26 protein-coding genes are annotated in these 21,708 nt (G+C 58.4%); 14 read left to right on the plus strand and 12 right to left on the minus strand.

Going from position 1 to position 21,708, the window contains the following annotated elements; all coding sequences use genetic code 11:
* The 8 genes from secF (at position 1) to ACR1XU_RS01330 (ending at position 5,008) form a co-directional block, all read left to right on the plus strand.
* Positions 1 to 969 carry a protein translocase subunit SecF gene (gene secF / locus ACR1XU_RS01295; RefSeq protein ID WP_170610187.1) on the plus strand — a complete coding sequence of 323 codons (969 nt, stop codon included), beginning with the start codon at positions 1 to 3 and terminating at the stop codon, positions 967 to 969.
* The gene (locus ACR1XU_RS01300; protein ID WP_480908950.1) at positions 962 to 1,708 is read left to right on the plus strand and encodes a TSUP family transporter; all 747 of its coding nucleotides are present in this window, start codon (positions 962 to 964) and stop codon (positions 1,706 to 1,708) included. Before secF ends, ACR1XU_RS01300 begins: the two co-directional genes overlap by 8 nt.
* 9 nt (positions 1,709 to 1,717) lie before the next feature.
* Positions 1,718 to 2,071: an Mth938-like domain-containing protein gene (locus tag ACR1XU_RS01305; RefSeq protein WP_480908949.1), complete on the plus strand. Its 354-nt coding sequence runs from the start codon at positions 1,718 to 1,720 to the stop codon at positions 2,069 to 2,071.
* Between the two features lie 147 nt (positions 2,072 to 2,218).
* Positions 2,219 to 2,833 (plus strand): heme ABC exporter ATP-binding protein CcmA, encoded by a 615-nt coding sequence (gene ccmA, locus ACR1XU_RS01310; protein ID WP_170610193.1) that lies wholly within the window; start codon positions 2,219 to 2,221, stop codon positions 2,831 to 2,833.
* Positions 2,830 to 3,486: a heme exporter protein CcmB gene (gene ccmB, locus ACR1XU_RS01315; protein ID WP_170610195.1), complete on the plus strand. Its 657-nt coding sequence runs from the start codon at positions 2,830 to 2,832 to the stop codon at positions 3,484 to 3,486. Before ccmA ends, ccmB begins: the two co-directional genes overlap by 4 nt.
* 61 nt (positions 3,487 to 3,547) lie before the next feature.
* The gene (locus ACR1XU_RS01320) at positions 3,548 to 4,321 is read left to right on the plus strand and encodes a heme ABC transporter permease (protein WP_480713610.1); all 774 of its coding nucleotides are present in this window, start codon (positions 3,548 to 3,550) and stop codon (positions 4,319 to 4,321) included.
* A complete protein-coding gene (gene ccmD / locus ACR1XU_RS01325) occupies positions 4,318 to 4,476 on the plus strand; it encodes a heme exporter protein CcmD (protein WP_170610199.1) in 159 nt (52 codons plus the stop codon). Before ACR1XU_RS01320 ends, ccmD begins: the two co-directional genes overlap by 4 nt.
* Entirely contained in the window at positions 4,469 to 5,008 is a 540-nt protein-coding gene (locus tag ACR1XU_RS01330) for a DsbE family thiol:disulfide interchange protein (protein WP_170610201.1), read from the plus strand. The genes ccmD and ACR1XU_RS01330 overlap by 8 nt, the downstream gene beginning before the upstream one ends.
* 25 nt (positions 5,009 to 5,033) lie before the next feature.
* Here the strand turns inward: ACR1XU_RS01330 and ACR1XU_RS01335 are convergent, their stop codons facing one another.
* Entirely contained in the window at positions 5,034 to 5,735 is a 702-nt protein-coding gene (locus ACR1XU_RS01335) for an SDR family NAD(P)-dependent oxidoreductase (protein WP_480908948.1), read from the minus strand.
* 144 nt (positions 5,736 to 5,879) lie between these two features.
* The gene (acnA, locus tag ACR1XU_RS01340) at positions 5,880 to 8,570 is read right to left on the minus strand and encodes an aconitate hydratase AcnA (protein WP_480811770.1); all 2,691 of its coding nucleotides are present in this window, start codon (positions 8,568 to 8,570) and stop codon (positions 5,880 to 5,882) included.
* Between the two features lie 226 nt (positions 8,571 to 8,796).
* Here acnA and ACR1XU_RS01345 point away from each other — a divergent pair, with 226 nt between their 5' ends.
* Complete coding sequence (locus tag ACR1XU_RS01345; protein WP_480908946.1) at positions 8,797 to 9,498, plus strand: DUF1223 domain-containing protein; 702 nt, start codon at positions 8,797 to 8,799, stop codon at positions 9,496 to 9,498.
* Position 9,499: 1 nt separating this feature from the next.
* Here ACR1XU_RS01345 and ACR1XU_RS01350 read toward each other — a convergent pair whose 3' ends face one another.
* The 5 genes from ACR1XU_RS01350 to purB form a co-directional block, all read right to left on the minus strand.
* The gene (locus ACR1XU_RS01350; RefSeq protein ID WP_480908945.1) at positions 9,500 to 10,423 is read right to left on the minus strand and encodes a lysophospholipid acyltransferase family protein; all 924 of its coding nucleotides are present in this window, start codon (positions 10,421 to 10,423) and stop codon (positions 9,500 to 9,502) included.
* Positions 10,424 to 10,536: 113 nt separating this feature from the next.
* Positions 10,537 to 11,634, minus strand: a complete 1,098-nt coding sequence (locus ACR1XU_RS01355; protein ID WP_480908944.1) for a flagellar motor switch protein FliG — start codon at positions 11,632 to 11,634, stop codon at positions 10,537 to 10,539.
* Positions 11,635 to 11,702: 68 nt separating this feature from the next.
* The gene (locus ACR1XU_RS01360) at positions 11,703 to 12,245 is read right to left on the minus strand and encodes a hypothetical protein (protein WP_170610210.1); all 543 of its coding nucleotides are present in this window, start codon (positions 12,243 to 12,245) and stop codon (positions 11,703 to 11,705) included.
* Positions 12,246 to 12,347: 102 nt separating this feature from the next.
* A complete protein-coding gene (locus tag ACR1XU_RS01365; RefSeq protein ID WP_170610212.1) occupies positions 12,348 to 12,500 on the minus strand; it encodes a chitin-binding domain-containing protein in 153 nt (50 codons plus the stop codon).
* 116 nt (positions 12,501 to 12,616) lie between these two features.
* Positions 12,617 to 13,921, minus strand: coding sequence for an adenylosuccinate lyase (gene purB, locus ACR1XU_RS01370; protein ID WP_480908943.1), 1,305 nt, complete (start codon positions 13,919 to 13,921; stop codon positions 12,617 to 12,619).
* Positions 13,922 to 14,008: 87 nt separating this feature from the next.
* On the opposite strand from purB, the gene ACR1XU_RS01375 reads away from it, so the two are divergent.
* The 4 genes from ACR1XU_RS01375 (at position 14,009) to ACR1XU_RS01390 (ending at position 15,380) form a co-directional block, all read left to right on the plus strand.
* A complete protein-coding gene (locus ACR1XU_RS01375; protein ID WP_480908942.1) occupies positions 14,009 to 14,131 on the plus strand; it encodes a hypothetical protein in 123 nt (40 codons plus the stop codon).
* A 27-nt stretch (positions 14,132 to 14,158) separates the two neighbouring features.
* Positions 14,159 to 14,341: a hypothetical protein gene (locus ACR1XU_RS01380; RefSeq protein WP_480908941.1), complete on the plus strand. Its 183-nt coding sequence runs from the start codon at positions 14,159 to 14,161 to the stop codon at positions 14,339 to 14,341.
* A gap of 144 nt (positions 14,342 to 14,485) precedes the next feature.
* Positions 14,486 to 15,046 carry a hypothetical protein gene (locus ACR1XU_RS01385; RefSeq protein WP_480908940.1) on the plus strand — a complete coding sequence of 187 codons (561 nt, stop codon included), beginning with the start codon at positions 14,486 to 14,488 and terminating at the stop codon, positions 15,044 to 15,046.
* A 10-nt stretch (positions 15,047 to 15,056) separates the two neighbouring features.
* Entirely contained in the window at positions 15,057 to 15,380 is a 324-nt protein-coding gene (locus tag ACR1XU_RS01390) for a hypothetical protein (protein ID WP_170610219.1), read from the plus strand.
* A 12-nt stretch (positions 15,381 to 15,392) separates the two neighbouring features.
* Here ACR1XU_RS01390 and ACR1XU_RS01395 read toward each other — a convergent pair whose 3' ends face one another.
* Together ACR1XU_RS01395 and dddP are read right to left on the minus strand one after the other, a co-directional pair.
* Complete coding sequence (locus tag ACR1XU_RS01395; RefSeq protein ID WP_170805467.1) at positions 15,393 to 16,610, minus strand: bifunctional alpha/beta hydrolase/OsmC family protein; 1,218 nt, start codon at positions 16,608 to 16,610, stop codon at positions 15,393 to 15,395.
* Between the two features lie 187 nt (positions 16,611 to 16,797).
* On the minus strand, positions 16,798 to 18,141 hold the full coding sequence (gene dddP / locus ACR1XU_RS01400) for a dimethylsulfonioproprionate lyase DddP (protein WP_480908939.1): 1,344 nt from the start codon (positions 18,139 to 18,141) through the stop codon (positions 16,798 to 16,800).
* Positions 18,142 to 18,264: 123 nt separating this feature from the next.
* Between dddP and ACR1XU_RS01405 the strand changes: the two genes are divergently transcribed.
* A complete protein-coding gene (locus tag ACR1XU_RS01405; protein ID WP_480908938.1) occupies positions 18,265 to 19,008 on the plus strand; it encodes a heme-dependent oxidative N-demethylase family protein in 744 nt (247 codons plus the stop codon).
* A 36-nt stretch (positions 19,009 to 19,044) separates the two neighbouring features.
* Here ACR1XU_RS01405 and ACR1XU_RS01410 read toward each other — a convergent pair whose 3' ends face one another.
* From ACR1XU_RS01410 to ACR1XU_RS01420, 3 genes are all read right to left on the minus strand, one after another.
* Entirely contained in the window at positions 19,045 to 19,959 is a 915-nt protein-coding gene (locus tag ACR1XU_RS01410) for a hypothetical protein (protein ID WP_170610227.1), read from the minus strand.
* A 199-nt stretch (positions 19,960 to 20,158) separates the two neighbouring features.
* Positions 20,159 to 20,953, minus strand: a complete 795-nt coding sequence (locus tag ACR1XU_RS01415) for a lytic murein transglycosylase (protein ID WP_480908937.1) — start codon at positions 20,951 to 20,953, stop codon at positions 20,159 to 20,161.
* Between the two features lie 78 nt (positions 20,954 to 21,031).
* Complete coding sequence (locus tag ACR1XU_RS01420) at positions 21,032 to 21,679, minus strand: MSMEG_1061 family FMN-dependent PPOX-type flavoprotein (RefSeq protein ID WP_480908936.1); 648 nt, start codon at positions 21,677 to 21,679, stop codon at positions 21,032 to 21,034.
* Between the last annotated feature and the right edge of the window lie 29 nt (positions 21,680 to 21,708).

A 21,708-nucleotide genomic window follows, 5' to 3' on the forward strand; every position in this document is an offset into this window, starting at 1 on the left:
ATGCGACTGAGACTTGTTCCCAAGGAAACCTCGTTCGATTTCTTCAACCGCTGGAAAGTCTGGCTGGGCATTTCGGCTTTGCTGATGATCGTGGGCTTCGCCTCGTTCCTGATCCAGGGCTTGAACTTTGGTATCGACTTTCGCGGCGGCACCACGATTCGGACGCAAAGCGCGCAGGAAATTGATGTGGGCACCTATCGCGATGCCATCGCGCCGCTCGAACTGGGTGACGTGACCATCACCGAGATTTTCGATCCGACTTTCGGCGAGGACGAAAACGTCGCAATGATCCGCATTCAGGCGCAAGCCGATGCCGAAGCCGTTTCCGCTGCAACCGTGACAGCAGTGGAAGGGGCGTTGCAAGCTGCGGTGCCGGATATTCAGTTCGTCTCGGTCGAATCCGTTGGTCCAAAAGTGTCCGGCGAGCTGATCCAGACTGCGGTTATCGCTGTGGCTTTGGCCATCGCTGCGGTGCTTGTCTACATCTGGCTGCGGTTCGAATGGCAGTTTGCCCTAGGCGCAGTGGCCGCGCTGGTACATGACGTGATCCTGACCATCGGTATCTTTTCAGAGCTGCAGATCCGCTTCGACCTGGCCATCATCGCGGCGCTGCTGACCATTGTCGGCTACTCTCTGAACGACACAGTGGTTGTGTTCGACCGGGTGCGCGAGAACCTGCGCAAGTACAAGAAAAAGGACCTCAAAGAGGTTCTGAACCTTTCGATCAACGAAACACTCAGCCGGACGGTGATGACCTCGGTCACCACTCTGCTGGCGCTGATCTCGTTGTATGTACTGGGCGGGGACGTGATCCGCGGCTTTGTCTTTGCGATGATCTGGGGCGTGATCGTGGGCACCTATTCCTCGGTCTTCGTGGCATCGACCATCTTGCTGTGGCTGGGGGTCAAGCGCGACTGGTCCAAGCCGTCAAACACGGCGGGAAACCAGTTCGCGAACATCGATGCCTGAGCTTTCGGGCCAGTCCCCGGCGGGGCTGGCCATTGTTTTGTTCGCGGCTTTTCTGGGCGGTGTCGTACGCGGCTTTTCCGGGTTTGGCACCGCTTTGATCTTTTTGCCCCTGTCTGCGCCATTTCTGGGCCCGTTCGGTGCGCTGATTGCCCTGACAGTCATGGATATTTTCGGTCCGGTCCCGAATCTGCGCCGGGCCTGGGCCTCCGTCGATCGGTCGGATCTTCTGCGGCTGGTCCTTGGTTGTGCGGTGACCTTGCCGATCGGGTTGTGGCTGCTGACGCAGGTGGAACCCGTGGTGTTCCGGTACGCGGTCAGTCTGATCTCACTGTTCATGCTCGCCGTACTTGCCTCTGGCCTGCGCTATCGGGGGCGCGTGCGCCGCGCCATGGTTGCGGGGATCGGAGCCGCCGCTGGTTTCCTTGGTGGTGTCGCAGGGTTGCCGGGTCCTGCTGTCATTCTGTTCTACATGTCGCGCCCGCTGCCGATTGAAGTTGTTCGGGCCACCATTCTGTTGTTCCTCTTTGCCTTTGATTTCCTGTTGCTTGGGGTATTGACAGGAATGGGCCGGGTCACCCTGGCGTCGATCGGGCTGGGTCTGGCGCTGGCCGTTCCGAATCTGGCTGGAAACTGGCTGGGAGGTTGGCTTTTCCGGCCCGAGCGCGAGAGGATCTACCGGGCAAGCGCCTATCTGGCGATTGCCGTTGCGGCCTTGTCGGGCTTGCCGCTTTGGGGATAAACACGGGCCATGCGTTTGAACGAGATAACATATAACAGCTCTGCGCCGGTTGACGGCTACGGTCCTGGCTTCTTCCGCATCGGAGGGCAGGTCTACGAAGGGGCTGTTCTAACCGGTCCGACCGGCACCGCCGGTTGGGGCGGCTACGATGATCAGGACGCTTTGCTGGAGTTGTCCGACGATGTCGATGTGGTCTTCATCGGCACCGGCGCTGAACTGTCTCACATCCCGGCTGGCTTGCGTGTCGCATTGGAGGACGCAGGCCTTGGGGTCGAGATCATGAACTCCCCGGCTGCCTGCCGTACCTATAACGTGCTGCTGTCCGAAGGCCGGCGCGTGGCGCTGGCCCTGATCCCCGTTTGACCGGATCCGCTCTTCATCTGGCCAAAAATATCCCGGGGAGCGCGAGGGGCCGGCCCCTCGCTCCGCTTCCTTCCAGAAACGCAAAGGCTGTTCTCCTGCGGCAAATCCCGCCTTTTGCGTCTGGCAGCAATAAGATAAGCGGAACTCATGACACTGACCGTTAGCGATCTTGCCGTCACCCGGGGCGGTATCCCTGTTCTCGAAGGACTGAGCTTTGTGCTGGAACCCGGCCGCGCACTGATCCTGCGCGGCCCCAACGGGATTGGAAAAACAACCCTGCTGCGAACGCTGGCCGGATTGCAGCCGCCCTTGGCTGGCCGGATCGAAGGGGCTGAAGACCGGATCGCCTATGCCGCGCATTCGGATGGTTTGAAACCCACCCTGTCAGTGACAGAAAACCTGACTTTCTGGGCTTCGGTTTTTGGCACACCGGACATTCAGCCCGCGCTGGACGCCTTTGACCTGAATGATCTGGCAGACCGCCACGCAGGCAACCTGTCCGCAGGTCAGAAACGTCGTCTGGGTCTGGCCCGAATGCTGGTTACCGGACGCCCGATCTGGATGTTGGACGAACCCACCGTGTCTCTGGATCGCAATGCCGTGCAGATGTTCGCCGATGCGGTGCGGGCACATCTGGGGCAGGGTGGTTCGGCCCTGATCGCCACCCATATCGACCTAGGGCTTGACGGAGAGGTTCTGGATGTCGGTCCCAACAAGGCCAAACCAAAACCCATCGACGATTTTGACGGAGGTTTCCTGTGATCGCCCTGTTATTGCGCGACTTGAAGCTGGCCTTCCGTGCGGGCGGGGGCTTTGGTCTGGGTCTGGCCTTTTTTCTGATAGTCACCGTTCTGGTGCCGTTTTCCGTAGGGCCGCAATCCTCGCTGCTGTCGACCATCGCGCCAGGCGTCCTGTGGCTGGGGGCGCTGTTGGCGTGCCTCTTGTCGCTGGATCGTCTTCTGGCACTGGATTGGGAGGACGGATCACTGGACCTTCTGGCCACCGCGCCACTGCCGCTCGAGGCTGTCGTGACGATCAAGGCGCTGGCCCATTGGCTGACCACCGGCTTGCCGTTGGTCCTGGCCGCGCCGTTTCTGGGCGTGTTGCTGAACCTGCCTGCGCCGGGGTTTTTCTGGTTGGTCATCTCGCTTCTGATCGGCACCCCGGCGATGAGCGTCATCGGCACGTTTGGCGCGGCGCTGACCGTGGGGCTCAAACGTGGCGGACTGCTGCTGTCACTGCTGGTTCTTCCGCTTTATGTGCCGACGCTGATTTTCGGTGCCGAAGTCGCCCGGCGGGGCGCGACTGGCATGGAAACACAAACGCCCCTGTTGATGCTGGCCGGAATTACGGCAGCAACCATAGCCCTGCTGCCCTTTGCCAGCGCCGCCGTGCTGCGGATCAATCTGCGGTGAACCGCCACAACTTTGACTGATGTCAATTGAGAACAGACCCGAGTCGGACTAGATAGAGCCCATGTCGATTGCAGCCAAAGCCAACGCCCTCTGGGAATATGCCAACCCGCGCAAGTTTCTTGCCACCAGTGAACGTGTGCTGCCGTTCTTCTGGGTCACCTCGACGGTTTGCATTGTCGTCGGCCTGATCTGGGGGTTTTTCTTTACCCCTGACGACTACAAACAGGGCTCGACCGTCAAGATCATCTATCTGCATGTGCCCGCCGCTTTGATGGCGATCAATTGCTGGCTGATGATGCTGGCGACATCGCTGGTCTGGCTGGTGCGGCGCCATCATGTCAGCGCGCTGGCTGCGCGGGCTGCGGCACCGGTCGGAATAGTCATGACACTGATCGCACTGGCAACCGGCGCGATCTGGGGGCAGCCGATGTGGGGAACATGGTGGGCCTGGGATCCGCGCCTGACCTCGTTCCTGATCCTGTTCCTGTTCTATCTGGGCTATGTGGCCCTGTGGGAGGCGATTGAGGACCCTGATACAGCGGCCGACCTGACATCGGTGTTGTGTCTGGTGGGGTCGGTCTTTGCGATCCTCAGCCGCTATGCGGTGAATTTCTGGAATCAGGGTCTGCATCAGGGTGCATCCGTGATGCGCGCTGCAGCTGTGACCGGGGCGGATACCGAAGAGAAGGTCAGCAACATCTATTTCTACCCGCTGCTTTTGTGCATCGTTGGCTTTGTCCTTCTGTTCATCGCGCTGGTGCTGTATCGCGCCGGCACGGAAATCCGGGCGCGCCGGATCAAGGCGCTGCTGGCACGGGAAAGGGTGGGCGGATGATCCCCGATCTTGGTAAATATGCGGATACGGTTTTGTCGGCCTATGCGGCCTCGATTGTCCTTTTGGTTGCCCTGGTCGTGTTCAGCGTGCTGCGCGGACGCAAGGTGCGCGCCGAAATGGAAAAAATCGAACAGAGGATGACGCGCAATGGCTAAGATCTCGCCACTTATGATCGCGCCGCCGCTGATCTTTGGCGCGTTTGCCGTTTTGGCGGGAATCGGGATGTTCCGCGACGACCCCAATGCATTGCCCTCGGCCCGGGAAGGCCAGACCGCGCCGCCCGTCGTCATGACTGAGTTCCCCGGCAAATCCGGCTTCGACGATGCCACCCTGCGCGACGGAGAGGTCAAGCTGGTCAACTACTGGGCCAGCTGGTGCGCCCCGTGCCGGGCCGAACACCCGAATCTGGAGGCTCTGGCGCAGGAAGGCATTCCGATCTACGGCATCAATTACAAAGACCCGTTGGGTAATGCCGAAGCTTTTCTGACCGAACTGGGCGATCCCTACGCCGGGATCGGACGGGATGAGCAGGGGCGTATGGGGTTGGACTGGGGCGTCTACGGCGTACCTGAGACCTATGTGATTGACGGCGAGGGCACCATCATTCTGCGCCATGCCGGGCCAATCACCCAGCGTGTCATCGCAAGCACGATCCGCCCTGCACTGGAGAAGGCGGCAGTGCAATAGGCTGGTAAGCTTGGGCCGACTGCATTCAAAGGCGATACCCGCCTGAGACCGTCAGAACCTCTCCGGTTATGAAGGATGCCGCGTCGGAACACAGAAATCGTACGGCCCCGGCAATATCGCTTGGGGTTCCGGCGCGTCCCAGCGCGGTGTCCTTGACGAATAACTCGGTCAGGTCATCCGGACGTGGTGCCTCGGGGATGTTGATCGCACCCGGCGCGACCGCATTGACGCGAACTCCGGCCGGCCCAAGCTCTTTCGCCATGGCGCGGGTCCAGAGGTTCAGCGCCGCTTTGCTGGCCCCATAGGTGACCGCGTCACGTGGTGGTAGTACCGAATTGACCGAAGATATGCTGACGACGGCCGCCCCCGGATGAAGGTGCGGCAGGGCCGCTGCCAGCAATGCGGCCGGAACCAGAAGGTTCAGATCCAGGATCGCCCGATGGTCTTCCGCTTCAAAATGCTCTTTCGGAGTTGAGGCAACCAGACCGGCGTTGTTCACGATCACATCCAACTGGCCAAAATGATCCAGAACTTGTGCTATGACAGCTTCTGGCTGCTCCTTTTGCGTCAGGTCAGACCGTATTGACAGCAGGTTGTGGTTCGCTTTCAACTGCGTCGGCTCAGTGGAGCGCCATGTGAATGCGACCCGGTGATCTTTTTCCAGTTCCTCGACAATCGCCCGCCCAATTCCCCGTGCGCCGCCCGTAACCAATGCCACTTTTTTCATCTGCTTCTCCTGCCCACACCAGAACGGGGTTAGGGGCAAAAGGCAACTTCTTCTGTTTGAAAATACCCTGTAGAGCGAGGCAATGCCGCGCAAGAAAAAGGCGCCCGCAAAGGGCGCCCTTCAAAAAGCTTTATCTGTCCCGGCTCAGCCTGCTTTGGCCAGGTTCCGCAACACATAGTGCAGCACGCCGCCGTTCTCGATGTATTCAATCTCGGGCGCGGTATCGATGCGGCACTTGAGGGTGATGGTCTTCTCGGAACCGTCACCATAGATGATGGTACAGGGAACCTCTTGCAGCGGCTGGATGGTATCCAGACCGTGGATCGAAACCGTTTCATCCCCCTTCAGACCCAGCGATTTACGAGTATCGCCACCGGTAAACTCGAACGGGATAACGCCCATGCCAACCAGGTTCGAACGGTGAATACGCTCGAAGCTTTCAGCGATCACGGCCTTGACGCCCAACAGGGCCGTGCCTTTAGCCGCCCAGTCACGCGAAGACCCCGCGCCGTACTGCTCGCCGCCAAAGACGACAAGCGGAACGCCCTGTTCCTGATAAGCCATCGACGCCTCGTAGACCGAGGTCTGTTCGCCATCAGGGCCTTTGGTATAGCCGCCTTCGACGCCGTCCAGCATCTCGTTTTTGACGCGGATGTTGGCAAAAGTGCCGCGCATCATGACCTCGTGGTTGCCGCGGCGCGACCCGTACGAGTTGAACTCGCGCGGCTGAACCTGACGGTCCGTAAGATACTTGCCGGCCGGAGTTGTCGTCGCAAAGGAACCTGCAGGCGAGATGTGGTCGGTGGTGATCATGTCACCCAGGATCAGTAGAACCTTGGCGCCATCGATATTCGAGATCGTGCCAGGCTCGGACCCCATGCCCTGGAAGTAGGGCGGGTTCTGAATGTAGGTCGAGGTCGGGGGCCAGTCATAGGTCTCCGCATCGGTGGTCTCGACCGACTGCCACTTCTCGTCGCCCTTGAAGACGTCGGCGTATTTCGACTGGAACGCCTCGCGGGTCACGGTCTGTTCGACCAGTTCCGCAACTTCCTGCTGGGTCGGCCAGATGTCTTTCATGAAGACGTCATTGCCGTCCTTGTCCTGACCAATCGGTTCCGACGTCAGGTCGATATCCATCGTGCCGGCCAGCGCGTAAACGACAACCAGCGGCGGTGAGGCCAGATAGTTGGCACGCACGTCAGGCGAGATACGGCCTTCGAAGTTGCGGTTGCCCGACAGGACCGACGTGGCAACCAGATCGCCCTCGGCAATTGCATCGGACAGCTCTTTCTGTATAGGACCCGAGTTGCCGATACAGGTGGTACAGCCGTAACCGACAAGGTTGAAGCCGATCTGGTCCAGATCTTCCTGCAAGCCGGCGGCTTCAAGATAGGCCGACACAACCTGCGAACCCGGTGCCAGCGAGGTTTTGACCCACGGCTTGCGGTTTAGACCCAGCGCAGCCGCCTTGCGCGCCACCAGACCCGCGCCAATCATCACGTATGGGTTCGAGGTGTTGGTGCACGAGGTGATCGAGGCGATTACGACCTTGCCCGATTCCATGGTGTAGTCTTCGCCTTTGACGGCGACTTCCTTGCCCATTGGACGCTTGAATGTCTCGGCCATTTCCTTGGTGAAAGCGGCCTTGGCGTTGGTCAGTGCGACATAGTCCTGCGGGCGTTTCGGGCCCGAGATCGCGGGAACGATGGTGCCCATGTCCAGCGACAGGGTGTCGGTGTAGATCGGCGCATAGTTCTCATCCCGCCAGAAACCGTTTTCTTTGGCGTAGGCTTCAACCAGTGCGATGCGATCTTCGTCACGGCCGGTGTTGCGCAGGTAGCGCAGCGTTTCACCGTCGATCGGGAAGAAACCACAGGTCGCGCCGTATTCCGGCGCCATGTTGGCGATGGTCGCACGGTCGGCCAGCGGCAGACGGTCCAGACCCTCGCCGTAGAACTCGACGAATTTGCCAACCACGCCTTTTTCACGCAGCATTTCCACGACCTTAAGAACAAGGTCGGTCCCGGTGGTGCCTTCGACCAGATCGCCGGTCAGTTCAAAGCCGATGACTTCGGGGATCAGCATCGAGATCGGCTGACCCAGCATTGCGGCCTCGGCCTCGATCCCGCCGACGCCCCAACCCAGAACGGCCATGCCGTTGACCATTGTGGTGTGGCTGTCAGTTCCGACAAGCGTGTCGGGGTAGGCGACTTCATCCCCATTCTGGTCGGTGTCGGTCCAGACGGTCTGCGCCAGATACTCCAGGTTCACCTGGTGGCAGATACCGGTTCCGGGGGGCACAACGCGGAAGTTGTTGAAGGCCGACTGACCCCACTTCAAGAACTGGTACCGCTCCATGTTCCGCTCATATTCGCGGTCGACATTCATCTGGAACGCGCGCGGGTTGCCGAATTCGTCAATCATCACCGAGTGGTCGATGACCAGATCAACCGGGTTCAACGGATTGATCTTCTGAGCATCGCCGCCCAGACCCTTGATGCCGTCGCGCATCGCGGCAAGGTCGACCACGGCAGGAACGCCGGTGAAGTCCTGCATCAAAACGCGGGCCGGACGATAGGCGATCTCGCGCGGGTTCTTGCCGCCCTTGGCGCCCCATTCGGCAAAAGCCTTGATGTCGTCGACCGAGACCGAAAAGCCGTCATCTTCGAACCGCAACATGTTTTCCAGCACAACTTTCAGCGCGGCGGGAAGCTTGGAAAAATCGCCCAGACCGGCCTCTTGCGCGGCGGGGATCGAGTAATAGGAAATGGACTTGCCATTCACGCTCAGGCTGCGGCGTGTCTTGGCGGTATCCTGTCCGACTTTGATGGGCATCTAATGGCCTCCCTCTCAAAATGACGTGGATTATGGGATTCGCTGAGGGGTATCTGCATCACGTTTAGCCTTGGTTCAAGGTCCAACACGACAAGTGCGGCAATTTTTGTATACCATTGCACACATTTTTTACAATTTGGGTGTCACAGGTCTCAAGAAACCTTGATTGGCGGTTGATCTTTGAACGGTCTAAACCTGTCTGGCAACTGACCAAACCGAGGCCGCCATGTTCAGAGTGACTATCTTTTCAACGCTTACGTCATTGCTACTGGCGGCACCGGTTCTGGCTGAAAACGATCCGGTCGTTGTGGAACTTTTCACCTCTCAAGGCTGTTCATCCTGCCCGCCTGCGGATCGAATCCTGCATGATCTGGTCAAGCGCGACGACGTCATCGGGCTGGCGCTACACGTCGACTACTGGGACTACATCGGCTGGAAGGACGAATTTGCCGATCCCGATCATACCACGCGTCAACGCGCCTATGCCCGTCAGGGCGGGCGGTCGATGATTTACACACCGCAGATGGTGATAAACGGCCAACAGGACATCGTTGGCGCGCAATTACGGGAACTGAACCGACTGATTGACGCGCATCTCAAAGCCACCCCTAAGGCTTCGGTCAATGCCAGCCGGACTGGGAACGACGTTGTTGTGGATGTGACGCCCGTCAATCTACCGGTTGGAGAGACGTATGACGTGCGTGTCGTTCAGTATTCTCCGATGCGACACGCCTCGATCCGCAGGGGCGAGTTGGCGGGACACGAACTGGATTATGCCAATGTTGTCGAATCCTGGCAGAGCGCCGGGCAGTGGGACGGGGTCGCGCCAAAGCGGTTTTCGACGGTGTTGACCTCGGATCTTCCTGCGGTCGTGCTCGTGCAGAAAACGGGGCACGGCCCCATCGTTGCTGCAGCCAAGGCAGAATGAATTAGGGCATATCTTCCGGCTGAACCCCCAGCCCGTTCCATGTTTTCCAGCGTCGGTGAATCCAAAACCACTGACCCATGTGTTTGCGCACCACGGCTTCTAGGTCATCGTTGGTGAACTGGGTCATGGTTTTGGCGTCGGTATGCGGAACAGGATCATGCAGAATGATCTCGAAATCGATCCCGTTCGGCTGGCGCACTGCATAGCATGGGATCAGCACGGCACCATATTTGATCGCCAGTTCCGCATTCAAAACCGAGGTGACAGCCGGTTTGCCGAAAAAAGTCAGTTCCTCACCGCCCTGGGCGTGCAGGTCGGACACGATGGCGATGATCCCGCCTTTTTTGAGCGAACGAACCATTTCGACCATGCCCCGACGGCCCTGTTCGAACATCGGCTCACCGGTTTTGTAGAAAGCTTCAACGTAAATGTCGTTGAAATACGGGTTGGCCATTCGGCGATACAGGCACCCGATGGGTTTGCCGCTGTGGTTCTGCAGCGCGATCCGGGCCGCGAGGTAGTGTCCGAAATGCGCGGTGATCATCATGACCGGTTTGCCTTCGGCCACGGCGGCATCAAAAGCAGCGATGCCGGGACCCGAAATTTTGGCAGCCTTCTGCCGCTCGGAAAAGGCCTCGGGCGAAAAATGCTCCATGATCGCCCGGCCCGCATTGTCGGGAACGGCGCGGCAAATGCGGCGAACCTCGGCATCGGGCAGATCGGGGCATGTCAGTTTGAGGTTGCGGCGCACGCGGTTTGTGAAGCCAACAATCGGCGACAGGCCGCGCACAATGGAACCCATTGCCGCAATACGCCGTTCGTACGGCAATAGCCGCATCGTACCGATTACAGCTTTGAGGAAAAGGCTGGTGATATAGTATTTACCAAGCTCAAAGCGGCTCAGTTCCGACTTTTCGACGGGCATGAAGATGTCTCACCGGATATTCGATTTGCGGGCTCAGACATACAGGTCGGAAACCGCAACCACAAGCGTTCAGCGAATCCGTAGGAATCACCATTGCGTTCCGGCGTGTAGCACTATTGTTCATCGCCTTCTTCTTCGATCAAGGTGATGGCTCCTTCATCCACCAGTGCGCGAATGACACCGACAATCTGCGCCATCGCGTCGTCCGCATCCCTTTGCCTGACCTTGCCCCGTTCACCCATTTCCTCGCGCAGATTTTCCGCCATGCGCGTAGAAATGTTGGAAAGCAGGAATTCGACCGAAGCCCTGTCTTCATCGGCGATTGCGCCCGCCAGTGCGGTCACTAGCACGGGTTGATCGATACCGCGAAGCAGCGCGGGGATGTCCCGCGCAGTGATGCGGGTTGATATGTGGGCAAAGGTAAAGATGGACTGGCGTACCACACTGGCAAAGTCGGAATCCTCTTCATCCAGCGCGGTCAGCAACCCGTCCCGGGTTGTTGCAGCCGACTGGTTCAGGATTGCACCGACACGGGCGCCGGGGTGGTCCGCAAAGGCCGGTGCAGGGCGCTGATCCAGTTGGGCGGCCAGCGACCATCCAATCCGCTCAACCGCTTCGGGCGTGATGTTGGCCGTTTTGGATACGGCATAGGTTATGCGGCGGGCCACGGGGCCTGGAAGATGACCAAGCAGTTCTGCGGCCTTGGGCGTATCAAGCTTGGATAACATCACGGCGGCAATTTCGGTGCTTTCCGCCTGCGCCATACCGGCCAGATCTTCGATAGGTATTTCACGCAGGCGCAGCCACGGGTCGCCGATCTGACGTACGCCGGCAACCTTTCGCAATCGCGCTGCCGTTGCCGGAGTGATCTTGCCGTTGACGGCATCCAGAGCGCCTGCCAGCCCGTGCGGGAAGGACAAGCCGACGCCTTCAAGCGCGCGCGTGAATTCCCGTGCGACCGCATCAAGCGTGACGCGGTCCACCAGCCCCATCTGTCCGAGCTGATGGGTCAGTTTCTCCTGCAAGGCGTCCGGGAGTTCTTCCAAGGGAATGTCGGCGCCTTCGTTCAGAAGAAGCCGAACGATAACAGCGGCTTTTTGTCGGTTGCTGAGCTGTCGGGGCACAACACGCGCTGCGTCTTCTTCTTCCCCTTCGATCACTGGCGTCGAAGCAGCCGGAGATATATGTACCAGAGCCTTGGCGTCTTGCATCTGCCCGCGGTCCCAAATTGCGATTCCACGAGCAGATTACGAAGCAACAGGTAAATTTACCCTGAACCTCAGTAGCTGTAGGTTAGCCCGGTGCGGATTGCATCGCGCAGAGAGGTCTCGGCCCATGTGCCTTCGCCGCCCCGTGCCTTGATCTCGCGCCACTGTGCTATGGCTAGATCGGTTTTCCCTTCTGCAACAAAACCCTGCGCCATATAGCTACGGGCAAGGATGTTGTCCGGGTTGGCGGAGATAGCGTTTTGATAAAACACGTTGGCCAGTTCCAGTTCGCCCATCTTGCGATAGGTAAAGCCCCAATAGGTCATGACGCGGTCGTCATTCTGATCCATCACGCGCAATATCGCCTGGGCGTTTTCATACTGGCCATCGTAGGCCAGTTCCCGCACTGCATCATAAAGCTGATCTTCGGTGAAATTGGTTTTGTTCGGTTTGACACAGCGACCGGCCGTCTCGTCATACACGCGTCCGAACAGGCATTTCTTGGTCGTGTTTGTCGGCTTTGGGGGGCTGCTGTCGCCACCACCTGCTGCAAACGCGGCGGGAGCGAGCACAAAAGCCTGAAGGGCAAGTGCTGAAGCTAGTACGAGGCGCATATTCCTACTCCGTTTTCAAAGGAACTTGTCAAAAGCATAGCGTGATCTTCAGAAAAGCTAACAATTGACTGATCGCTTTTATTCACAAGCAGGAAAGATTTTTCAGCTGTTGACGATTTTGGTGCAGCTTTGTGTCTCGGTGTCCCAGATTGTGCCGGGTGCGCAGGACTGGGTCTGATTGGTGTGATTGCTGCAGGCAAGTGCGACCGATGCAACGCAGGAAAATGTCAACGCGCAGAGAATGGTTCGAAACATTGGACTCTCCCATCCGGAAAATGCACCTGCAGGATAACCCAATTCCCTCAATCTGGCAAAAAACAGACCCGGATCGGGGAAGCGACCCGGGTCATGAAAGAAATCAAACGTCTGCGCTATTCACCAAAGACGCGGGCGAAAATGGTGTCCACGTGTTTGGTGTGATAGCCAAGGTCGAATTTCTCTTCGATTTCCTCGACGCTCAATGCGGCGGTGACGTCGGGATCTGCCAGCAATTCCTCTTTGAAATCGGTGCGGTGTTCCCAGACTTTCAGTGCGTTGCGCTGAACCATGGCATAGGCGTCCTCGCGGCTGACGCCAGCTTGGGTCAGCGCCAGCAGCACCCGCTGGCTCATCACAAGGCCGGGGAACCTGTTCATGTTTTCGATCATGTTCTCGGGGAAGATCAGCATCTTGTCGATCACGCCTGTCAGTCGTGCCAGCGCAAAGTCCAGCGTGATTGTCGCATCCGGTCCGATCATGCGTTCGACCGAAGAATGCGAGATATCCCGCTCGTGCCAGAGCGCCACGTTTTCCATCGCCGGGATCACGGCCGCGCGCACCATGCGCGCCAGACCGGTCAGGTTCTCGGTCAGGACCGGGTTCTTCTTGTGCGGCATGGCCGAGGAACCTTTTTGACCCATCGAGAAGAACTCAGCCCCCTCCAACACCTCGGTCCGCTGCATGTGGCGGATTTCGATTGCGATGTTTTCGATGCTGCTGGCGATGACGCCCAGGATGGCAAAGAACGCCGCGTGACGGTCGCGGGGAATGACCTGCGTACTGATTGGCTCGGGGACCAGACCCAGTTGATCGCAGACATGCTCCTCGACGCGCGGGTCGATATTGGCGAAGGTGCCGACTGCGCCGCTGATCGCGCCCGTGGCAATCTCGGCGCGCGCATCGCGCATCCGGGACAGGTTGCGGTCCATCTCGGCGTAGAAACGCGCGAATGTCAGGCCCATCGTTGTCGGCTCGGCGTGGATGCCGTGGCTGCGACCGATGCGGACAGTGTCCTTGTGTTCGATTGCGCGACGTTTTAGGGCGGCCAGCAAACCTTCGAGGTCGGCGACCAGAATATCTGCGGCGCGGGTCAGCTGCACGTTGAAACATGTGTCCAGCACGTCCGAGCTGGTCATGCCCTGATGGACAAAGCGGGCCTCATCGCTGCCGACATGTTCTGCCAGATGGGTCAGAAAGGCGATGACGTCATGTTTTGTGACGGCTTCGATCTCGTCGATGCGGGCCACGTCGAATTCCACGTCCTTGGCTTTCCAGACGGCTTCGGCGTTTTCGCGCGGGATCACCCCCAGATCGGCCATGGCGTCACAGGCATGCGCCTCGATCTCGTACCAGATGCGGAACTTGGTCTCGGGCGACCAGATGGCAACCATGTCAGGGCGGGAATAACGGGGTATCATTGGCGGCTGCACCTTTTTGTGTTTGGGATGAGGCGTTGCGCGGGGTTTAGCCGTGCATGCAAAAGGGAACAAGGTGCGAGTGCCGAGATGAGACGGTTTGCCCTGATTTTGATGCTGTGGCCCGGATTTCTGGCCGCAGAGGAGTTCCGCCAGTTGTCGGGCAACGAGATACTTGTCGCCTTGACCAGCAAGAAGCTCGGTTATGGATAAGGAGCCTGGCAGAGCTTCGACGCCAATATGCTGACCCGGTATTTCTCGGGCAGGCCCAGTTCGGGCCGCTGGAATGTGCGTGACGACAGGTACTGTTCGCTTTGGCCGCCTTCGGATTTGTGGGCGTGTTACGACGTTCAGGTAAGCGGGCAGAGGGTGCGTTTTGTCGATGACAATGGCGGCGTGACGGATGGGACCTACGTTGATTGAAGTTATGGGCTGGTCAAGTAGCTGAGCGCTGCATATTGAAGACCGTTGCCGCCCGGTTTCCCGAACCATGCGCGCCCTGATGCTGGACAAGTACCGTTTTGGTGGGCCAAGCTGCGTGAAGTGAAACCAACAGGTTATTGAGATATGCGTATTATTTTGAATTCCGCACTGGCTGCCTGTGCGGGGATGTGGTTGGCATGCATCCCACCCGCATCGGCGGACACACCGGTCACCTATACCGACGACGGGCGCGCGCTGTTCCGGTTTAACGTGCCCGATTTCTGGACACTGCGCACTGGCGGAATTCGGGAAATCGAAGATACGCAACTTGGCGATCTGCGTGCCGTGGCCCGGGTCATGGGGATGCGTCCAGTCACTGACGATAACGTCTGGATGGGCTTTGTGTCGCCGAACGGTGTCAAAAGCATCGCTGACGGGCTGCGTTATCTGGAAGATATCGACAAGTTTCTGGTCAAGGAGCCGACGGTCACAAGTACCAGTGACAGGCGCATCGGCGGTTTGCCCGCGCGTGTGATCCGCGGGACAGGCAACAGGGATGGTAGGGGGGTGAACTTTACCACCACTGTGATCGATCTGCCGCGTGACCGGGTTGCGATCGTCGTCGCAATCCTGCGCAACGGAGCGGATCCGGCCTATGCCGATACACTGAATGCCGTTTTCGCGTCATTTCAGCCTGCGCGGTAAGGAGGTTCAGATGACAAGAAGATTTATCAAACCCTCGGTTCTGGCGCTGGGGCTTGGGGCATCCAGCCTTCTGCTGACGGCATGCGACGGTGTCTCGGTTGGTGTCGGGGTCGGATATGGATATGACCCGTTTTACGACTCGATGCTGTGGAACGACTACTACCATGACGTGGATGTCGATATTGACGTGAACAGGCCAGTCAGACCTGATCGACCGAACCGACCCGGCGGGCAACCACCGACACGTCCAAGGCCACCCGTGGCGAAGCCGCCGGTGACCCGGCCACCGGCTGCCCGACCGCCGATACACCGGCCAGCTCCACGTCGACGGTGATCAACGGGGCGTTCAGGTCGGCAGTAATTCGGTTGTAATGTGGACGGACGCTTCCAAAGTTCTGTGCACGGGGCATTTGTCGGCGATTTCCATAAGCCGGGTGCGTTGGTCCTGCGTCAGTGGGCCTTCCAGCCGGATTTTTCTGCGGAACAGGTCAACCTTGCCTTCCGTGACAAGCCCGGCATCCTGCGCATGAACCTTGTCATGGCAGACATCGACGCTGACATGGGTCAGCGGCCAGTTCTTGCGCCGCGCATACATGCGGATCGTCATGGACGTGCACGCACCCAGGCCGGATGACACGAAACCATAGGGCGACATGCCCCGATCCGTACCCCCGTACGAGGCTGGCTCATCCGCGACCGCGTGGTGACGGGGGCCAGCCTGAATATCCTGCAAGAAGCCGGATGGGTCGGCCTCGGTCACGCGAACCACACCTTCCGGCGCACCGGGCGGCGGTGCGGGCGGACACAAGGGTACGTAACGTCCAACCCAGGCCGAGATTACATCGGCGGCGTATTCGGCATCGGAGGCCCGTGTTATCAGATGGTCGGCATCGTCGAGGGTGACAAAGCTTTTCGGATGTTTGGCGGCTTGGAAAATCGCACCGGCATTGTCGATGCTCACCGTTTCGTCACGTGGGGCATGCAGGATCAGAAGTGCAGCCTTCAAATCACCGATGGCCGGGGTCAAAGCCGATTCAGATATGTCATCCACAAAGGCTTTTCCGATCCGAAACGGCCGCCCGCCCAGCAGAACCTCGGCCGAACCGTCCTGTTCGATTTCCGGCAACGCGGCTTCGAAATGGTGGGACACGTGCCCGGGATCGGCCGGTGCGCCAAGAGTGACAACAGCCTTGACCGAGGGAATGCCCGCACGTGCCCGCAGAACAGCGGCCCCGCCCAGCGAATGCCCGATCAGCAGGGCAGGAGCCATGTCACGCCCTTCCAGATAAGTCGCCGCCGCGATCAGATCTTCAACATTTGACGAAAAAGTCGTGTTTGCAAACTCGCCTCCAGAATGTCCCAGACCCGTAAAATCAAAACGCAGCACGGCAATGCCCATGACCGCCAGGCGCGCAGAAATGCGCCGCGCGGCAGGGATGTCTTTGGAACAGGTAAAGCAGTGCGCAAAAAGGGCTGTTGCCAAAACCGGCCCGTCGGGCAGGTCAAGGCGGGCTGCCAGTTGGCTGCCATCGTGCCCGGAAAATGTAATGCGTTCGGTCGGCATAAGGAACTCCTTGGTCGTTGGTTTCACAGTGGGCACAGCGACGCCTTATCTCAACCCGCCTGACATGTGCCTCACGCGGAGGTGACAGGAATTCCCGAGTTCTTCTTATGCCAAAAGCATCTGTGAAGGCACGAGAGGCAGAACCTCTCGCAGAATGCCAGGTGACGCGGTCTGGTTGGAAGGTGACCTAAGCCAAACCCATCAGGGCTGGATCAAAGGGATATTTCGTCAGGTTCTCATATCCGTCCTCGGTGATCAGAACCTGATCCTCAAGCTTGATCGAAAAGTCGCCGCCGACTTCTCCGACGGCTGCCTCGACACACAGAACCATGCCCGGTTCAAGCGGGTAGTCGTAGGCACCCGCAACCGCCTGATCCGGATAGGCAACCAGAGGCCATTCATCGCACAGGCCCACGCCATGCATCAGGCAGCCGTATTTCTGGGCCTGGAACTTGTCGTCCAGCCTATGAGCATTGGCCGTCAATTCGGGGATCGTGACGCCGGGCTTCAGCATTTCCATGTTGGTCATGATATGCTCATGCGCGTGCTGCATGGCATAGATCATGTCGGCGCGCGGCTTTTCGTCGCCGATCCACCAGGTACGGGAAATGTCGATGCAGATCCCGTAGGAACCGATCAGGTCCGTGTCAAAGGCAATGATTTCGTTCTTCCGGGTTACCCGGGGGCCGCATTCCTGAAACCAGGGATTTGTTCGCTGGCCCGAGGCAAGCAGGCGCGTTTCAATCCATTCGCCGCCGCGCCGGATGTTTTCGGCGTGCAAGACAGCCCAGACATCATCTTCCGAGGTCTTGCCGTCACCAACATTGGCGCGGGCGAACTTTTCCATCTCGCCAACAGCGGTTTCACAGGCGTGATTGGCGCAGCGCATGGCGAGGATTTCGTCGGGACCTTTGATAGCGCGGGTCTTTTCGGTGACCTCTTCGCCTTCCATGATCTCAAATCCCTGCGCCTCAAGTGCGCGCAGCCCGTGCAGCATGATCTTGTCCACTGCCAGTCGTTTGTTGCCGCCGCTGTGTTCGTCGATCAGAAGGCGCACCTCGTTCGAGAAAACATCGGCGGCCACGTCCACCTTGTCACCGCGGTCGAAATAAAACAGATCAGCGCCCGAACGCTGTTCACGCACCAGTGGATTGAACTTGGAAAGAAAGGGAGAGTTCTTGTAGTCCCAGATCACCATATAGCCGTCGGCGCATAAGAGAACCGCGCGAAAGGGGTTATGTGTATTCCACAGCTGCATGTTGGTGCTATCGGTGGCGTATCGGATGTTCAGCGGATCGAACATCAGCAACCCGCCGTATCCGCGATCAACGATAGATTGGGTCAGCCGTTTCCACCGATATTCCCGCATCCGGGCCAGATCCGGAAGAATCAGACCCGCTTGTTCCCATTCTGCAAACGCCAATTGGGTTGGGCCGATTTCTATCCTGTCGTTTTCGTTTGGCGTACCGTCACCCAGCGTTGCCCCCTTGGTCGGGTCGATCTTGCGGGTGTCCCGGTAATGCTGATTCATGGCTTCGCTCCCTTTTGGCCCGGCAAAGATGGTCGTACCGTCCCATGCCGTCTTAGTAGTTTGCGACCCATGTTCAGTCGCTTTTGGACCGACAATACCAAAATACGGTGATAGCCCTAGGCCATGACTGAAATACTGCAACAACACATTCCCTATAACCCGCTGGCTGCGAAGCCGCTGCCGGGGATTCGACCCGCACGCCCTGAAGACTGGTTGACCCGCGACGAAGCGTTTGCAGCCCAGATGCGCAGGCGCGAGGATTTGTTGGCAGAGCGACGCGATGATGTTCTGGCACTGGATCCCGGTGCAGAACCGGCTGCGCAGGAATTGCTGGATATGGTGTTGCGGCAGGTTTATCCCGAAGCATCCGATCATGTGATCCGGTCTGACGGGGCAGAAGTGGGTATTGACCGCTCAAGGCCCCTGGATACTTTGTGCCAGCTTGTTCAGGAAGATTTTTGCATTCTGCAGAAACAGGGCGGCGAACATGTTCTGACCGGTGCGATACTGTGTTTCCCGGCCAGTTGGCGACTGTCCGAGAAATTCATGCGTCCGCTGATCGATATTCATCATACCGTCAACAGTTATGATGAAAACGTCGCCAGGCGGGTTCAGCGTCTGTTTGACGGGATTCAGCCGGATCGGCCACTCTGGCGCTTTAACGCGCTGTGGTACGATGACGCCGAGCTGTTTCAACCCCGCAGTACCAGCGAGCCGCGGAAAATCCGGGATCCGGGAAACACGCCTTTTCTGCGCAGCGAGCGTCAGACCATTCTAAGACTGCCCCAAACGCGCACCGTTGTTTTCTCGATCCACACTTATGTTCTGGCGGCTGACAGGGTGCTGGAAATGGAAAACCCCGCCTGATGGCGGGGCCTCCTAGGAGGGTCTTCTAGAAAAGCTTTATAGACCTAGGGCACCGGCAACACCTGCAAATGCGCCACTGGAATTAAGGGTCACGATCGCGACCGTAAAAGCCAGAACCTGAGTATTGAGTCGGAAATCCTCGCCCCGGATCAGGTTCACGGCCGCCAGAGAAAGTGCGATCGGTGCCGACATGCTGGCCACGGCCCCGGTCAGGCCCCAACTTGTCAGACGCAGGATGTCGCTGGGCTTTTCATCCTCGTCGGTGGTCGGTTCAATCGGTGCGTGGGCCTGTTGATCCGTCTGATCTGTTCTGAACGCGATGCTCAGCAATTGATCGTCCGACAACTGGATCGGCCTTGCGTTCGGTTTCGGTATCGCGGCTTCCGGCTGGTAATGATCTGCGGTATTCGAGGTGCTGACGCCTGCAAACGGGCCGGTTACGGACTGAAATATCTGTTTTCTGTCCCGGGGCTTGCTTGGCATTAGCGTGTCAAACGCGCTCATGAACTGTTCGATGGTCAAAACCGCGTTGGGCGAAAGCCACTCCACGCGTTGGGTCGAACAGATGTCGACCATGCGATACAGGATCACAACCAGCATAAGCTCGGAAATTTCGCTGTCATCCAACAAAGCTGACACCGGTGAGACCGAAATGACCAGACGGTTCTTTGGTCGTGTTACCGGCGGTCTGGGTATCGTTTTGAGGCCCGCAGTGCGGTCCAGCCGGTCGAAACGGTCGTCGACCCCGTTCAATTCCGTATCCAGTGTCAGACGAACCAGATACTGGCTTGAGACGATGCTGGCCTCGGTGCCGCTGAGCAGCGACTTTCGCTCGATCAGATGACCATAGTCTTCTAGCGTTGCCGCGACGATATTGCCAAAGCGTTCGATCGCGCCCTTGGTCTCACCGTCAAATTGCAGACCGCCATGATAGCTGTGCTTCCGACTCACCGCGCATTCCTTTGTCGCTTTCTGTCTGAGACCGCAGACTAGCGGGTGATCTGGGGGAGAATTTGACGAAAATGCAAAAAAAATCAATTTTCGAGGGATTGATTACGCTTTGGAAACCAAGAGACTAGGGGGAAATTCGGGCATCTGTGGCGACAATGTGGCCAAAGTTGGGATCGCCTGTGTTGGAACCTTGTTTCGCCTATTGGTCGATTCGATGCCCCATGATTGCTATGGATTGCTGATAGACCGAGGCGGAATTCCACTGCTGGATAACCGCAAAATTGGGCTGTCCTTTCTGATAGCCCCGGCCGGGTTTCCACCCTTTCTTGCGAAGAAAATTCGCGGTCGAAGCCAGGGCGTCGGTCATGTTGTAAAAGTCCACCCGACCGTCACCCGTCGCATCGACACCATAGGTCAGGGCATTCCCCGGCAGGAACTGTGTGTGGCCCAGCTCGCCATGTTTTGCCCCTTTTGTCGCCATCGTGACGCTGCCCTGATCCACCAGTTTCAATGCCCCGATTGCGTGCGGAATGAAGAATTCGGAACGGCGACAATCATAGGCCAGTGTCGTTATTGCGGAAACAACCTGGCTGTCGCCCATGAAGTTTCCAAACCCTGTTTCCATGCCGTGAATGGCGATCAGAACACCGGCAGGTACGCCGTATTGCCGTTCAAGCGCGGCGTAAAACTGCGGGTTGCGGGCCTTTCGCTTGCGTCCCTGCGCGACAATCGTGTCGGCGCCGCGCACCTGCATGAACTTGTCCAGCGAGTATTTGAAACTTTTCTGGTTACGATCTGCTGAAATTGTTCGCGTGGCGTATTGCGTCTGGGCCAGTGCCTGCAGCCCTTTCTTCTTTACTCCCGCGCGCCGCGCCTGTTTGGCGAAATCGGCCTTCCATACCTCAAACCCGCTGCCGGTGTTGCCGCAAGGCGCGGAGAGTGCCAGGGACGGCAGGGACAAGGCACAGAATATCGCCGTTGCAAGTCGAAGCATGAAACCTATCCAATAACTTGAAACTCTGGGGCAGCGTACGCGCCATGCGGGAAATGGCAAACGAAATCCCGGGACGGGTCAGTAAAGGTCCAGTTCTCCGGCCTCTTTGAGGCTTTCAAACCACTGTTCCGGCGTGGCGTCGATTCTGGCGTGTTTGACCATCATCGCGTTCATATTGGGTAGATGAGATGAATCCGGCCATTCTTCGGGTTGCCAAAGGTGAGAGCGGACGATGCACTTTGGGCAATGGGCAAAAATCGTCTGGATATGGATCAGTAGTGCCAGCTTTGGTGCCTTGCCGTTCATGGTCATACTGCTCAGCAAATCCGGATCGGCGCAAAGCCGGGCCGTGCCGCGCAATCGCAATGTTTCCATTTTCCCGGGGACCAGAAAGATCACACTCACGCGGGGGTCCTGCAGTATGTTATGAAACGTATCCACCCGCTTGTTGCCGGGGCGATCCGGGATAGCGATCAGAGTGTCAGACAGGATTTCGACAAACCCCGCAGGATCGCCGCGGGGCGAGATATCAAGGTGACCGTCGGGATTGGCCGACGCGATCAGGCAAAACGGTGATGTGCCGATGAAATCGCGGCACATCTGGTCCAATGCCGGTATTTCCTTGGCAACAATCTGCGGCAGGGGCGCACCGGTAATCTGTTCCAGTTCGTCCGCAGACGTAATGAAATGCGAATACCGTAAAAAGGGCGCGTCACTGGCGGGCATGAGGTTTCTCCGCTGGGATCTGTGGCCCG

It is taken from the genome of Ruegeria sp. D1(2025) (assembly GCF_056536425.1).

Bases quoted from the DNA above. Each gene is read 5' to 3' on its own strand.
- ACR1XU_RS01395 (WP_170805467.1), bottom strand. From the start codon at position 16,610: ATGCCGACCGAACGCATTACATTTTCCGGGCACGATGGCAGCCAACTG.
- ACR1XU_RS01420 (WP_480908936.1), bottom strand. From the start codon at position 21,679: ATGCCCGCCAGTGACGCGCCCTTTTTACGGTATTCGCATTTCATTACG.
- ACR1XU_RS01360 (WP_170610210.1), bottom strand. From the start codon at position 12,245: ATGCGCCTCGTACTAGCTTCAGCACTTGCCCTTCAGGCTTTTGTGCTC.
- ccmD (WP_170610199.1), top strand. From the start codon at position 4,318: ATGATCCCCGATCTTGGTAAATATGCGGATACGGTTTTGTCGGCCTAT.
- ccmA (WP_170610193.1), top strand. From the start codon at position 2,219: ATGACACTGACCGTTAGCGATCTTGCCGTCACCCGGGGCGGTATCCCT.
- ACR1XU_RS01330 (WP_170610201.1), top strand. From the start codon at position 4,469: ATGGCTAAGATCTCGCCACTTATGATCGCGCCGCCGCTGATCTTTGGC.
- secF (WP_170610187.1), top strand. From the start codon at position 1: ATGCGACTGAGACTTGTTCCCAAGGAAACCTCGTTCGATTTCTTCAAC.
- ACR1XU_RS01390 (WP_170610219.1), top strand. From the start codon at position 15,057: ATGACAAGAAGATTTATCAAACCCTCGGTTCTGGCGCTGGGGCTTGGG.
- ACR1XU_RS01380 (WP_480908941.1), top strand. From the start codon at position 14,159: ATGCTGACCCGGTATTTCTCGGGCAGGCCCAGTTCGGGCCGCTGGAAT.
- purB (WP_480908943.1), bottom strand. From the start codon at position 13,921: ATGATACCCCGTTATTCCCGCCCTGACATGGTTGCCATCTGGTCGCCC.
- ACR1XU_RS01305 (WP_480908949.1), top strand. From the start codon at position 1,718: ATGCGTTTGAACGAGATAACATATAACAGCTCTGCGCCGGTTGACGGC.
- ACR1XU_RS01335 (WP_480908948.1), bottom strand. From the start codon at position 5,735: ATGAAAAAAGTGGCATTGGTTACGGGCGGCGCACGGGGAATTGGGCGG.
- ACR1XU_RS01300 (WP_480908950.1), top strand. From the start codon at position 962: ATGCCTGAGCTTTCGGGCCAGTCCCCGGCGGGGCTGGCCATTGTTTTG.
- ACR1XU_RS01355 (WP_480908944.1), bottom strand. From the start codon at position 11,634: ATGCAAGACGCCAAGGCTCTGGTACATATATCTCCGGCTGCTTCGACG.
- ACR1XU_RS01320 (WP_480713610.1), top strand. From the start codon at position 3,548: ATGTCGATTGCAGCCAAAGCCAACGCCCTCTGGGAATATGCCAACCCG.
- ACR1XU_RS01415 (WP_480908937.1), bottom strand. From the start codon at position 20,953: ATGCTTCGACTTGCAACGGCGATATTCTGTGCCTTGTCCCTGCCGTCC.
- ACR1XU_RS01375 (WP_480908942.1), top strand. From the start codon at position 14,009: ATGAGACGGTTTGCCCTGATTTTGATGCTGTGGCCCGGATTTCTGGCC.
- ACR1XU_RS01365 (WP_170610212.1), bottom strand. From the start codon at position 12,500: ATGTTTCGAACCATTCTCTGCGCGTTGACATTTTCCTGCGTTGCATCG.
- ACR1XU_RS01405 (WP_480908938.1), top strand. From the start codon at position 18,265: ATGACTGAAATACTGCAACAACACATTCCCTATAACCCGCTGGCTGCG.
- dddP (WP_480908939.1), bottom strand. From the start codon at position 18,141: ATGAATCAGCATTACCGGGACACCCGCAAGATCGACCCGACCAAGGGG.
- ACR1XU_RS01350 (WP_480908945.1), bottom strand. From the start codon at position 10,423: ATGCCCGTCGAAAAGTCGGAACTGAGCCGCTTTGAGCTTGGTAAATAC.
- ACR1XU_RS01385 (WP_480908940.1), top strand. From the start codon at position 14,486: ATGCGTATTATTTTGAATTCCGCACTGGCTGCCTGTGCGGGGATGTGG.
- ACR1XU_RS01345 (WP_480908946.1), top strand. From the start codon at position 8,797: ATGTTCAGAGTGACTATCTTTTCAACGCTTACGTCATTGCTACTGGCG.
- acnA (WP_480811770.1), bottom strand. From the start codon at position 8,570: ATGCCCATCAAAGTCGGACAGGATACCGCCAAGACACGCCGCAGCCTG.